Annotated in this window: 8 protein-coding genes; 3 read left to right on the top strand and 5 right to left on the bottom strand. The window is 67.9% G+C overall.

Annotated elements, in window-relative coordinates:
* Window positions 1–304: 304 nt before the first annotated feature.
* The 3 genes from PHD22_RS03210 (at window position 305) to PHD22_RS03200 (ending at window position 3,828) form a co-directional block, all read left to right on the top strand.
* Entirely contained in the window at window positions 305–1,639 is a 1,335-nt protein-coding gene (locus PHD22_RS03210) for a ferric reductase-like transmembrane domain-containing protein (protein ID WP_299862194.1), read from the top strand.
* A gap of 118 nt (window positions 1,640–1,757) precedes the next feature.
* Window positions 1,758–3,128: an esterase-like activity of phytase family protein gene (locus PHD22_RS03205; RefSeq protein ID WP_299862191.1), complete on the top strand. Its 1,371-nt coding sequence runs from the start codon at window positions 1,758–1,760 to the stop codon at window positions 3,126–3,128.
* 13 nt (window positions 3,129–3,141) lie between these two features.
* A complete protein-coding gene (locus tag PHD22_RS03200; RefSeq protein ID WP_299862189.1) occupies window positions 3,142–3,828 on the top strand; it encodes a histidine phosphatase family protein in 687 nt (228 codons plus the stop codon).
* Window positions 3,829–3,893: 65 nt separating this feature from the next.
* Here the strand turns inward: PHD22_RS03200 and PHD22_RS03195 are convergent, their stop codons facing one another.
* The 5 genes from PHD22_RS03195 to PHD22_RS03175 are packed head-to-tail and all read right to left on the bottom strand — an operon-like array spanning window position 3,894 to window position 13,591.
* A complete protein-coding gene (locus PHD22_RS03195) occupies window positions 3,894–4,598 on the bottom strand; it encodes a cytochrome b/b6 domain-containing protein (RefSeq protein ID WP_299862186.1) in 705 nt (234 codons plus the stop codon).
* Between the two features lie 44 nt (window positions 4,599–4,642).
* On the bottom strand, window positions 4,643–6,082 hold the full coding sequence (locus PHD22_RS03190) for an efflux transporter outer membrane subunit (protein WP_299862183.1): 1,440 nt from the start codon (window positions 6,080–6,082) through the stop codon (window positions 4,643–4,645).
* Window positions 6,083–6,111: 29 nt separating this feature from the next.
* Window positions 6,112–9,312, bottom strand: a complete 3,201-nt coding sequence (locus PHD22_RS03185; protein ID WP_299862180.1) for a multidrug efflux RND transporter permease subunit — start codon at window positions 9,310–9,312, stop codon at window positions 6,112–6,114.
* Window positions 9,309–12,374, bottom strand: a complete 3,066-nt coding sequence (locus PHD22_RS03180; RefSeq protein ID WP_299862177.1) for an MdtB/MuxB family multidrug efflux RND transporter permease subunit — start codon at window positions 12,372–12,374, stop codon at window positions 9,309–9,311. Before PHD22_RS03180 ends, PHD22_RS03185 begins: the two co-directional genes overlap by 4 nt.
* Window positions 12,371–13,591 (bottom strand): MdtA/MuxA family multidrug efflux RND transporter periplasmic adaptor subunit, encoded by a 1,221-nt coding sequence (locus PHD22_RS03175; RefSeq protein ID WP_299862174.1) that lies wholly within the window; start codon window positions 13,589–13,591, stop codon window positions 12,371–12,373. Before PHD22_RS03175 ends, PHD22_RS03180 begins: the two co-directional genes overlap by 4 nt.
* Between the last annotated feature and the right edge of the window lie 227 nt (window positions 13,592–13,818).

Genomic DNA, 13,818 nt, shown 5'->3' with positions numbered 1-13,818 from the left:
CTTGAGCAGGAGACGCGGAGCCCGCGCGGGCGGAGGAAAGGGCATGGGGTAGGCATCCTGGATGTTGAAAAAGGGGCTGCCGTGCAGCACGGGAGATCCATTGCAAATCCGGGGCCAGCCGTCGCTCCCCCCAGGAAAAAATAAAATTCATATAAATCAGTATTTTGCGGATTTGATTTGAGCTGTCTGGGGTGGCCTTCCTGCCTGCGCTGCTGGATTTCACACAGCCCGGCAACGCAAGATTGTCATTTTCAACATCAGGGCCTGCGGCCCATGGACAGGCAGCCCCCTACAGGAACAGGCAATGAAACCCATAAAATCCGGCCTGCTGGCCCTCCTCCTTGTCCTGCTGGGACTTTGGCTGCACGCCGATACGCTGCTGCCACACCCTTTCACCTACTTCTCGTTCCGCTCCGCCTTCGTCCAGCTCACCGGCGTCATCGCGATCGGTGCCATGAGCGTGGCCCTGTTGCTGGCAGTGCGTCCGCAGTGGCTGGAGCGACCCCTCGACGGACTCGACAAGATGTACCGCCTCCACAAGTGGCTGGGCATCGTGGCCCTGGTTGCCGGCGTACTGCACTGGTGGTGGGCCCAGGGTACGAAGTGGATGGTTGGCTGGGGCTGGCTGACCAAGCCTGCCCGCCGGCCAGCGGCGGAAGAGACCCTGGGAATGCTGGAGGGCTGGTTGCGCGGGCAGCGGGGAAGCGCCGAATTCCTTGGCGAATGGGCCTTCTATGGGGTGGTAATCCTGCTGCTGCTGGCCCTGATCAAGCGCTTTCCTTACCACCTGTTCGCGCGCACCCATGGGTGGCTGGCAGGGCTCTACCTCGTCCTGGTCTACCATTCGGTGGTGCTGACCCGAACCGCTTACTGGTCCCAGCCCATCGGCTGGACCAGCGGAGTCCTCATGGGCATTGGCGTGTGGGCGGCACTGGTCGCCCTCTCCGGGCGGATCGGAGCCCACCGGCGCACCCGGGCGCAGATTGAAAGCCTGACCTACTACCCGGAGCTTCGGGTGCTCGAGGCCGGGCTTCGCCTGGCGCCAGGGTGGGCCGGCCACCGGGCCGGGCAATTTGCCTTCGTTACTTCCGATCCCCGCGAAGGTGCCCACCCCTACACCATCGCGTCGGCCTGGGATCCTCTGGATCGGCGCATGGTGTTCATCGCCAAAGCCCTCGGTGACCATACCCGCCGGCTGCGTGAGCGGCTGCAAACGGGGATGGAGGTGACGGTAGAGGGGCCCTACGGCTGCTTCGATTTCGAGGATGGCGCACCCCGTCAGATCTGGATCGGTGCTGGAATCGGCATCACGCCCTTCGTCGCACGCATGAAACAGCTTGCCCAAACGCCGGGCGCGCCCCAGGTGGACCTGTTCCATCCCACCGCTGATTATGAGCAGGCAGCCATCGACAGGCTGACGGCTGACGCAGGGGCTGCACAGGTCCGGCTGCATCTGCACGTCTCCGGCAGGGATGGCCGTCTGGATGGAGCCTACATCCGTTCCGTCGTCCCGGAGTGGGCCTCCGCCAGCATCTGGTTCTGCGGCCCCGCCAGCTTCGGGGATGTGCTGAGGAGGGACTTCGTTGCCCACGGGCTGGCGCCCGGACGTTTCCATCAGGAATTGTTCGCGATGAGGTGACCCGCGTCAGCGGGGCCGGTGTGCCTGGGGCGCCCGGGGCCCACTGTCCTGCTTGCAACACTCCTGTAATGCGGCGTACCTACTCTCGCGGCCAGTTTCCACTCCCGATGAGCAGGCCATGACCTCCACGCGTTTTACTCCCCTTGCCCTGGCCTTTGCGGCCCTGGTCCCCGCCATTGCCGCCGCCGACCAGACGTTCAACGCCACGCTGGCGGGCCATGCCCTGCTGCCGGCGGCGAGTTTCATTGCTCCGCCCAAGGACGCGCCCGCCAGCCTGGGCACGTCGGGCAAATACACCGGGCCGGACAGTCGCCGGGTGGACACCCTGGGCAGCCTCCCCGGGCACTCCTACCTCTCCGACAAGGCCGCCCCGCGTCCGACCCAGGTCTCCCTGCCCTTCCGCAACCAGCCCATTCAAGGTTTTTCGGGCATCAAGCACCTGGGCAAGGGGCAGTACTGGGTGCTGCAGGACAACGGCTACGGAGCTCGCAACAACAGTGCCGATGCCTTGCTGATGGCCCACCGGATCAAGCCGGACTGGCAGAAGGGTGGAGTCAGGCTGGAGCAGACCGCCTTCCTCCATGATCCCGACCGCAAGGTGCCCTTCCTGATCGTCCATGAAGGTACCCAGAAACGTTACCTCACCGGGGCCGATTTCGACATCGAATCGATCCAGCCCATCGGTGACGCCCTCTGGTTTGGCGACGAACTGGGCCCCTATCTGATCAAGACGGATCTGAAAGGCAGGGTCCTGGCCGTGTTCGACACCAAAGTGGACGGCAAGACCCTGAAGTCGCCGGATCACTACAGTGTGACCACCCCGTCCACTTCCGGCACCTTCTCCACCATTGCCCGCCGCTCGCGTGGCTACGAAGGGATGGCCGCCTCCAGGGACGGCCAGTTCCTGTATCCGGTGCTGGAGGGGCCCCTGTGGAATCCCGAGGAGAAGAAATGGGAGCACAAGGACGGTCGGGAGTATCTGCGGATCCTGGAGTTCAGCGTGGCCAAGGGTGAATGGACCGGCCGCTCGTGGAAATACGCCCTGGAGCAGAATGGCAACAACATCGGCGACTTCAACATGATCGACGCCGATACCGGGCTCATGATCGAGCGTGACAATGGCGAAGGCCTCCCGGAACATGCCTGTAACGGCCCGGCCCGGCCCGATTGCCAGAACGTACCGGCCAGGTTCAAGCGGGTTTACAAGATCAGCCTGAAGGACACTGACAGCGAGGGTTTCGTGAAGAAGGTGGGCCACATCGACCTGCTCAACATTCAGGACCCGAAAGCCCTGGCGCGTCGTGGTGGCAAGGATGGCACGTTCACCTTCCCCTTTGTGACCATCGAGGATGTGGATGTGGTGGACGATGAACACATCATCGTCGCCAACGACAACAACCTCCCTTATTCGGCTGCCCGCCAGCCCAACCTGCAGGATGACAACGAATTCATCCTGCTCCATGTGCCCGAACTGCTCAAGGCCCGCTGAGGAGATGTCATCCATGGTCCGAACGCTGCTCACCCTGGCCGGCGCCCTCACCCTGGCGACCGGCAGCCTGACTGCCCAGGCTGCCGACGCCGTGCTGGACATCTACCTGGCCCGTCACGGCCAGACCGCCTGGAATCTGGAAAAGCGCCTTCAGGGCGCGACGGATAACGTTCTCAACGACACCGGTAAAAGCCAGGCCAGGCAGCTGGGTGACACCCTGAAGGGGGTCCGCTTCACCGCGGTATATACCAGCAGCCTGGTCCGCGCCCGGGAAACCGCTGCCATCGCCTTGCCCAAGGTCCCCGCCAAAGCGCTGCCGGCGCTGGCGGAACGCAGCTTTGGCAAGTTTGAAGGGATGTTCGAAGATGAACGCAGCGGCGAACTTGGCCCCGAGTTCAAGGCCCGTGCCACCACTCCGGCCGACAGCCTGGATGGCGGCGAATCCCTCGACAGCCAGGCTCAGCGGGTCGCTCAGGCGGTGGATCAGATCCGCACCCGTCATTCCGCTGGTAACGTCCTGGTCGTCAGCCACGGCGGCGTCACGCCCTTGATCCTCGCTCGTCTGCTGCAGCTCCCCACCCTGGAGGCCGTCAGCCGCATCAAGCAGGCCAACGACGAGGTTTACCTGGTCCGCCTGCGAAGCGGACAGGCACCGGCGCTCTGGAAGCTGATCGGCCAGGAGAATCTGGAGCAGCTCTGATGACCGGCCGCCCGGGGCAGGGGGCACTGCCCGTGCCGGACCCTGCGCCGCGCCGGGCGGCTGACTTACCAGCCCGGTGAGGCGGCCGGCGGGGTTTGCGCGGGGGGCGGGGGCGGGTTCAGGCCTCCGGCCGCGGCATAGGCGACGCCCGCCGACAGGGCTACGGTCACCAGGAAGGCCACCACACCGCCGCCGCGCCGGGTTTCGCTGGGCGGAGCGGGGTGGCTAGGGGTGTGGCTCCACCCGGTGATCATGGGCTTGACGAGGTTCTCCTTCCTTACGTGGGCGTAGAACAGGATGGCAGCAACGTGCACTGCCACCAGTACCAGCAGGCCGTTCTGGATCCAGGCGTGCCAGCTGTGGAAGCGGTCGGAGAGTGTCTTGCCCACCCAGGCGGCCAGGGGGCCTTCAAAGGCGATGTCGTCGTTGGTGAACAGGCCGGTGGCCGCCTGGAGGGCCACCAGGCCCAGCAGGGCCAGCACCGAGAGGGCCCCAAGCGGGTTGTGGCCGATGCCTCGCCATTCGCCCCGCAGGTAGGCGGCAATGGCCGTCGGGCCGCGCACGAAGCTGGCGAAGCGGGCAGTGGGTGTGCCCACGAGGCCCCACAGGAGGCGGAACACCACCAGGCCGACAATGAAGTAGCCGGTCCGGGCGTGCCATTCGATCAGGTTGCCGCCGAGCTGGCCGGATGCGTAGGCAAAGACGATGCTGGCGACGAGCAGCCAGTGGAAGAGGCGGATGGGCAGGTCCCAGACCCGTTGGCGTTGCATGATGGCTCCTGGAAAGGTCAATGGAAAGGAGGGGCGCTCCGGGCTCACGACGGGTTGCCGCCGACGGCCTTGAACAGAGCCACGCTGCCGGTCAGGCGGCGCACCAGGATGTCGAGGCGGGCCCGTTCGGCGTTGAGGGCGACGGTCTGCGCGTTGGTGACGTTGAGGTAGCTCACCGTGCCGGCCAGGTACTGATTGTTCACCAGCGCCAGGGTTTCGGTGGCCGCGGCCAGGGCTTCGGCCTGGGCCTGGGCCTCAGCCTCCAGGATGCGCAGGGCGGCCAGGTTGTCTTCGACCTCCTGAAAGGCGGTGAGCACGGTCTGGCGGTAGGCGGCCACGCTCTCGTCCCAGGCGGCGATGGCCTGGGCCTTGCGGGCCGAGCGGGCGCCGGCATCGAACACGCTGAGGGCCAGGTTGGGGCCGAGGGACCAGAACTGATTGGGCAGGGACAGCACCCGGGCCAGGGCGCTGGCCTGGGTGCCTGCGGTGGCGCCCAGGGTCAGGGTCGGGAAGAAGGCGGCCTGGGCCACGCCGATCTGGGCATTGGCGGCGGCCACCCGGCGTTCGGCTGCGGCGATGTCGGGGCGCCGTTCCAGCAGCGTCGAGGGCAGCAGGCCGGGCACCGCCGGCAGGGCGGGCAGGGTGCTGGCCGGGGCCAGGGCCAGGTCAGCGGGTGGCCGGCCGGTGAGCACGGCGATGGCGTGCTCCAGCTGGCGGCGCTGGATGCCCAGGTCGATGAGCTGGGCCTGGGCCGTTTTCAGCTGGGCCTGGGCCTGGGTGACGTCGGCACGGGCGGCGACGCCGGCATCGAAGCGGTTGCGGGTGATCTCGGCCGAGCGCGTGTAGGCGTCCACCGTGCGCGCCAAGAGGGCGTGCTGGGCATCGTTGATGCGCAGCTGGAGATAGGCCTGGGTAACGGCGGCCTGGGCCGACAGGCGGGCCGCCTGCAGGTCGGCACCCACGGCGGCGGCGCTGGCGCCGGCCGCTTCGCTGCTGCGGGCGATGCGGCCCCACAGGTCGGGCTCCCAGCTGGCGGTGAGGGACAGGCGGCTGGTGTTGCGGATGGGGGCGCCGGCGCTGGCGGTGGTGCCGCCGGTGGTGGTGGTGGTGACCCCCTGGTTGCGGGTGACCCCTGCGGTGGCGTTGAGGGTCGGGAAGTAGGCGGCCTGGGCGGCATCGAGCAGCGCGCTGGCCTGGCGATAGCGAGCCTCTGCCCCGCGGATGTTCTGGTTGGACAGCTCCACCTGTTCCACCAGGCTGTCCAGCTGCGGGTCGGCGAAGTGTTTCCACCAGGCGTTGCTGGCCTGGGCATCGGTGGTGTGAGTGGCCGCGGTGGTGGCAGATGCATCGGCGGCGGCCAGCTTCCCGCCGTCGGCCTCGCGGAACTGGGTGGGGACCGGCGCTTCCGGGCGGCGGTAGTCGGGGCCGACGGCACAGCCCGCGAGAAGCAGGGCGGCCGAGAGCAGGGCAAGGCGAGGTTTCATGGCGTCGATTGAGTGAATGGCGTGAGGCGTCATGGGGCCAGCGCCGGAGGCTCTGCCGGGGTACGGCGGCTGCGCAGGCGGACGAGGCTAAGGCGCAGGCGATCCAGCTGCAGATAGACCACCGGCGTGGTGTACAGGGTGAGGATCTGGCTGAGGATCAGGCCACCGACGATGGTGATCCCCAGGGGCTGACGCAGCTCGGCGCCGTCACCCACGCCGAAGGCCAGGGGCAGGGCTGCGAACAGGGCTGCCACGGTGGTCATCATGATCGGGCGGAAGCGCAGCAGGCAGGCTTCGAAGATGGCGTCCCGGGGGGACAGGCCGCGGCTGCGTTCGGCCGCGATGGCGAAGTCGATCATCATGATGGCGTTCTTCATGACGATGCCGATGAGCAGGATCACCCCGATCAGGGCGATCACCCCGAACTCGGTCTTGAACAGCAGCAGCGCCAGGATCGCTCCGACCCCGGCCGAGGGCAGCGTGGACAGGATGGTGATGGGGTGGGTCAGGTTCTCGTAGAGCATGCCCAGGATCAGGTACACCGCGACGATGGCGGCCAGGATCAGCAGGGGCTGGCTCTTCAGGGAGGCCTGGAAGGCCTTGGCGTTGCCTTCGAAGCTGCCGTGCACCGAGCTGGGCACCCCGATCCGGGCCATCTCCAGGCGCACCGCATCGGTGGCTTCCGACAGGGATACGCCCAGAGCCAGGTTGAAGGAAATGGTGGTGGCCACGCTGCCGCCCTGGTGCTGTACCGACAGGGGCATGGTGCCGGACTCCCAGCGGGCAAAGGCGCCCAGGGGCACCCGGTTGCCGTCCGGCCCGACGATGAACAGGTCGTTGAGGGATTCGGGGCTCTGCAGGTAGCGCTGCCCGGCTTCCAGTACCACCCGGTACTGGTTGAGGGGGCCGTAGATGGTGGACACCAGGCGCTGGCCGAAGAGGTCGTTGAGGGTGGCGTTGATCAGGCGCTGGTTGAGGCCGAGGCGTGCTACCGCGTCCCGGTCCACCGACAGGTAGGTCTGCTCGCCCTTGTCCTGGCGGTCGGAGCTGACATCCTCCAGCTGGGGCAGCTTGCGCATGACATCGCGGATGCGCGGCTCCCAGGTCTTCAGCTCCTGCAGGGAGTCCGATTGCAGGGTGAACTCGTACTGGGCGCCAGACATCCGCCCACCGATGCGGATGTCCTGGGCGGCGACGAGGAACAGGCTGGCGCCGGGCTCCCGGGAGACCTTTCCGCGCAGGCGGGCGATCACCTGGTCGGCGCTCACGTCGCGCTCGGAGAGGGGCTTGAGGGTGACGAACATCATGCCGCCCCCTCCCCGCGGGCCGCCGCCTCCCCCTCCGCCGGCGTAGCCGACCACGTTGTCCACGGCGGGGTCGCTCTGCACGATGGAGACGAAGCGGCTCAGCTTGGCCTGCATGGACTGGAAGGAGGTGCGCTGGTCGGCGTCGATGAAGCCCATGATGCGGCCGGTGTCCTGCTGGGGGAAGAAGCCCTTGGGGACGATGCCGTACAGGTGGATGTTGAAGGCGATGGTGCCCAGCAGCAGCGCCAGAGTCACCCACGGGTGGCGCAGCACCAGGGCCAGGCTGCGGCCGTAGCCGGCAATCAGCGCATCGAGGGCGCGGGTGGAGAGGGCCGGACGGCGCCGGCCAGTGTCGGGCGGCGGGGGGCGCAGCAGGTGGGCGCACATCATCGGGGTGAGGGTCAGGGACACCACCAGGGACACCAGGATGGCCGCCGACAGGGTGATGGCGAACTCCCGGAACAGGCGCCCGACGATGCCCCCCATCATCAGGATGGGGATGAACACGGCGATCAGCGACAGGCTCATGGAGAGCACGGTGAAGCCGACTTCCCGTGCGCCCTGGATGGCGGCATCGAAGGGGCGCATGCCGGCCTCCATGTGGCGGGAGACGTTCTCCAGCACCACCACCGCGTCATCCACCACGAAGCCGGTGACGATGACCAGGGCCATCAGGGAGAAGTTGTTGAGGGAGAAGCCGCACAGATACATCACCCCGAAGGTGCCGAGCAGGGACACCGGTACGGCCACGCTGGGGATGAGGGCGGCCCGCGCGTTGCGCAGGAACAGGAAGACCACCATGATCACCAGGGCCACCGACAGCAGCAGGGTGTGCTGTACCTCGCGCAGGGAGGCGCGGATGGTGACGGTGCGGTCGGCCACCACCTCGAGCGTGATGCCCGGCGGCAGTTCCTCGCGCAGCATGGGCAGGATGGCCATGGTGCGGTCGACGGTGTCGATCACGTTGGCGTCGGGCTGGCGGTTGATCAGCAGGATCACCGCCGGCTTGCCGTTGGCGAGGCCGATGTTGCGGGTGTCCTGCTCGCCGTCGACAACCCGGGCCACGTCGCCCAGGCGCACGGCGGCGTTGTTCTTCCAGGAGACGATGGTGGGCACGTAGTCGGCGGCCTTGCTGGCCTCGTCGCTGGCGCCCAGTTGCCAGTGGCGCTCGCCGTTCGCCAGGCTGCCCTTGGGGCGGCTGACATTGGCGGCGTCGATGGCCTTGCGCACCTCCTCCACGCCGATACCGGCGGCAGCCAGGGTGGCCGGCTCCACTTCCACCCGCACCGCGGGCAGGGAACCGCCCCCCAGGTTCACCTGGCCGACGCCCTTCACCTGGGCCAGGCGCTGGGCCAGCACCGTCGAGGCGAAGTCGTACATCTCGGCCCGGGAGAGGGTGTCGGAGGTCAGTGACAGGATCAGCACCGGCATGTCGGAGGGGTTGATCTTGCGGTAGCTGGGGTTGCCGGCCATGCCGCTGGGCAGCTGGGCGCGGGTGGCATTGATGGCCGCCTGCACGCTCTTGGCGGCGCTCTCGATGTTCTGGTCCAGGTCGAGCTGAAGGGTGATGCGGGTGCTGCCCAGGGAGCTGGAGGAGGTCAGCTCGGTGACCCCGGCGATGGTGCCGAGGGCCCGCTCAAGGGGCGTCGCCACCGTCGCCGCCATGGTCTCCGGGCTGGCCCCGGGGAGGCTGGCCGAGACGGTGAGGGTCGGGAAGTCCACCTGGGGCAGGGCCGCCACCGGCAACAGCCGGTAAGCCACCAGCCCCACCAGGGCCAGTGCCAGGGCCAGCAGGGAGGTGGCTACCGGGCGGCGGATGAAGAGGGCCGACAGATTCATGGCCGCAGCCCTTTCCCCGGGCAGAGGCCGGATGAACTGGACCCCGCGGGATGGGGACGGCAGGGTTGGGCTGGGGGCGCTCATGCGAAGGCCGTCTTCCAGCGCCGGGCTGTCCGGTCGAAGGCCAGATAGATCACCGGGGTGGTGAAGATGGTGAGCACCTGGCTGACCAGCAGGCCGCCGACCATGGTGATGCCCAGGGGCTGGCGCAGCTCGGAACCGACGCCGCTGCCCAGCATCAGGGGGAGGGCGCCCAGCAGGGCGGCCAGGGTGGTCATCAGGATGGGCCGGAAGCGCAGCAGGCAGGCTTCGCGGATCGCCTCGTGGGGTGACTTGCCCTGCTCCCGCTCCGCCTCCAGGGCGAAGTCGATCATCATGATGGCGTTCTTCTTGACGATGCCGATGAGCAGGATGATCCCGATGATGCCGATCATGCCCAGCTCATGGCCCGACACCAGCAGGGCCAGCAGGGCGCCGACCCCGGCCGAGGGCAGGGTGGACAGGATGGTGACCGGATGGACGGTGCTCTCGTAGAGCACTCCCAGCACGATGTACATGGTCACCACTGCAGCGAGGATCAGCAGCAGGGTGTTGTCCAGGGAGGCCTGGAAGGCCAGGGCGGCGCCCTGGAAGCTGCTGCGCATGCCCCGGGGCAGACCGAGCCCGGCTTCGGCGGCGCGGATGGCCTTGACCGCATCGCCCAGGGCCACGCCCGGCGCCAGGTTGAAGGACAGGGTGACCGCCGGAAACTGGCCGATGTGCTGGATGGCCAGGGTGCTGCGCCGCTCGCTGATGCGCGCCACCGACGACAGGGGCACGCTGCGCCCGCCCGCAGCGGGGACGTGGATGTGCTCCAGCGCCGCCGGGCTGGTCTGGAACTCGGGGGCCACTTCCAGCACCACCCGGTAGAGGGCCGACTGGGTGAAGATGTTGGACACCTGGCGCTGGCCGAAGGCGCTGTAGAGGGCGTTGTCGATGGCCGCCGGGGTGATGCCCAGGCGGCCGGCGCTGTCCCGGTCGATGTCGATGTAGGCCAGGGCGCCCTGGTCCTGCAGGTCGCTGGCCACGTCGGCCAGCTCCGGCGCGCTGCGCAGCCGTTCGAGCAGGCGGCCCGTCCACTCGGCGAGCTGGGCCGCGTTGGCGCTCTCCACGCTGAACTGGTACTGGGTGCGGCTGGCCCGGGCCTCGATGGAGAGGTCCTGCACCGGCTGCATGTACAGCCGGGTGTCGAAGCGCCGCTCGGCCAGGCGGGCCTGCAGGCGCCGGATGACCTCGGTGGCGTCGGCGTCCCGTTCATCATGGGGCTTGAGCTTTATGAGCATGCGCCCGCTGTTGAGGGTGGTGTTGGTGCCGTCCACGCCGATGAAGGAGGACAGGCTGTCCACCGCCGGGTCTTCCAGCACCACGTCGGCCAGGGCGCGCTGGCGTCCCACCATGGCGTTGAAGGAGATGTCCTGGGGGGCGTCGGAGATGGCCTGGATGAGGCCGGTGTCCTGTACCGGGAAGAAGCCCTTGGGAATCAGCACATACAGCAGCGCGGTGAGGGCCAGGGTGCCGATGGAGACCAGCAGGGTCAGGCGCTGGCGCGCCAGCACCCAGTCGAGCATCACCGCGTAGCGGTCCACGATGGCCTGGAAGAAGGCGCCGTTGTGGTCGTGATGCCGGCCGGTGGGCTTGAGCAGGCGGGCCGACATCATCGGGGTAAGGGTCAGGGACACCAGCGCCGAGATCAGGATGGACACCGCCAGGGTGATGGCGAACTCCCGGAACAGGCGTCCCACCACGTCCTGCATGAAGATCAGCGGGATCAGCACGGCGATCAGCGAGACGGTGAGGGAGATGATGGTGAAGCCGATCTGCTTCGCCCCCTTGAGGGCGGCCTCCAGGGGCGTTTCGCCGTCCTCCACGTGACGGCTGATGTTCTCGATCATCACGATGGCGTCGTCCACCACGAAGCCGGTGGCGATGGTGAGGGCCATCAGGGTGAGGTTGTTGATGGAGAAACCGGCGGCGTACATGACGGCAAAGGTGCCCACCAGGGACAGGGGCACGGCCACCGCCGGGATGAGGGTGGCGGTGAAGCTGCGCAGGAACAGGAAGATCACCCCCACCACCAGGGCCACCGCCAGCACCAGCTCGAACTGCACGTCGCGCACCGAGGCACGGATCGAGAGGGTGCGGTCGGTGAGGAGGCGCAGGTCCACCGAGGTGGGCAGGTCGTCTTCGAGCTGGGGGAGCAGGGCGCGTACCCGCTCGGCGGTGTCGATGACGTTGGCACCGGGCTGGCGATGGATGTTGATGATGACCGCCGGGCTCTTGTCGGCCCAGGCGGCGAGGCGGGTGTTCTCGACCCCTTCCACCGCCTCGGCCACGTCGCCCAGGCGGATGGGGGCGCCGTTGCGCCAGGCGATGGTGAGGCGGCGGTAGTCCTCGGCGGATTTGAGCTGGTCGTTGGAATCCAGGGTGGTGGCCTTCACCGGGCCGTCGAAGCTGCCTTTGGCCATGTTCACGTTGGCGTTGGCAATGGCCGTGCGCACGTCCTCCAGGCTGAGGCCGGCCGAGGCCAGGGCCTGGGGATTGACCTGCACCCGTACGGCCGGACGCAGCCCGCCACCGATGGTGACCAGCCCGATGCCCGGCAGCTGGGAGATCTTCATGGCGATGCGCGTATCCACCAGGTCGGCCAGGCGGGCCATGGGCAGGCTGCCGGAGCTGACCGCCAGGGTCAGGATGGGGGCGTCGGCGGGGTTGATCTTGCTGTACACCGGCGGCATCGGCAGGTCCTGGGGCAGGAAGCTGCCGGTGGTACTGATGGCCGCCTGCACCTGCTGCTCGGCCACGTCCATCTTCAGGCTCAGATCGAACTGCAGGGTGATGACGGAGATGCCCTCGCCGCTGGTGGACGACATGCGCTTGAGGCCGGGCATCTGGCCGAACTGGCGCTCCAGCGGGGCGGTGATGGCCGAGGTGGTGACGTCCGGGCTGGCCCCCGGGTAGCGGGTGGCGATCTGGATGGTGGGGTATTCGACCTCCGGCAGGGCGGAGACGGGCAGCAGGCGCAGGGCGATCAGACCGACGAGGAGGATCGCCAGCATCAGCAGCGAGGTCGCCACCGGCCGCAGGATGAAGGGGCGGGAGGGGTTCATGCCGGCTTCTTGCGCTCGCGGCGCTCACCCTCCGGACCACCCGCGCCCTGGGGACGGGGCGCCGGCGCGCTGATGTCCACGGGAGCCCCATCCCGCAGGCGGTCCACCCCTTCAATGACCACTTTCTCTCCGGCCTTGAGGCCGGATTCGATGGACACCGTCTCCGCCGTGGAGGGCCCCAGCACCACCGGACGCATGCTGGCCTTCTGCGCAGTCTCATCCACCACATAGACAAAATTGCCCTGGGCTCCCTTCAGGATGGCCGCGGACGGCACCAGCACCTGTGCGTCACGGGTTTCCAGGCGCAGCCGGGTGCTCACGAACTGGTTGGGGAAGAGGCTGCCGTCCGGATTGTCGAACTGGGCCTTGAGGCGGACGGTGCCGGTGCTGGTGTCGATCAGGTTGTCGGTGCTGAGCAGCCGGCCGGTGGCCAGCCGGCGCCGTCCGTCCCGGTCCCAGGCTTCCACGGCCAGGGGCTTGCCGGCCCGGGCCTGGAGAGCCGGCAGATGGGTGGCGGGAACGGCGAACAGCACCGAGATGGGCTGGGTCTGGGTCAGTACCACCAAGCCCGTGGCGTCGGCAGCCCGCACCATGTTGCCCGCATCCACCTGGCGCAGCCCCAGGGTGCCGGCCAGCGGCGCGGTCACCCGGGTGAAGCTCAGGTTGAGGCGTGCCGTTTCCACCTGGGCCCGATCGGTCTCGACCGTTCCTTCCAGTTGCCGCACCTGGGCTTCCTGGGCGTCCACCTGCTGGTGGGCGATGGAGTCCTTGGCCAGCAGGCCTCGGTAGCGTTCCAGGTCCAGGCGGGCATGGGCCAGCAGGGCTTCATCGCGGGTGAGCTGTCCCGAGGCCTGGGCCAGCGTGGCGGCGTAAGGGCGTGGATCTATCTCGGCCAGCAGCGCGCCTGCCTGGACCATCTGGCCCTCCCGGAACGCGACGCGTACCAGTTGCCCGTCTACCCGGGGTTTGATGACCACCGTATTGAAGGCCGTCACAGTCCCGATGGCATTGACCGAGATCTCGATCTCACCAGTCCGGCTCGCTGCCGTGCGGACGGGCACCGGCCGGTTGGCCGTGTCCCGGTTGCGTCCCCCCGGGCCTGGCTTCGCTGCGCTCACCACGGGCTCCTTGCCAACGGCACTCTGCTGCTGCCACAGACCTGCAGCACCGGCTGCACTCAACAGGACGACAGCTGTCCAGATATGACTCTTCTTCATGGGATGGGGAGAAAGGAATGCGTCAGATGTACGGCGGAGCAGACCCGGAGCGGGGCCGCTCCCTTTGAGCGCTGAATAGCAGGAACCATGCCGCCCTGCTGGAAGAAGGCCAGGTCATTGATCTGATACGATTTTTTTCCGGAATGGAGCAGTTTCTCCGGGGGTTCCTGGTGGCGCCGCTGCAACATCGGTGCTGAGCTTCTGCTGCATGGGCAGCACAAGCTGCT

Source organism: Zoogloea sp., assembly GCF_028693495.1.
Taxonomy (GTDB): Bacteria; Pseudomonadota; Gammaproteobacteria; order Burkholderiales; family Rhodocyclaceae; genus Zoogloea.
This window is presented reverse-complemented; position numbering and strand designations above follow the sequence as displayed.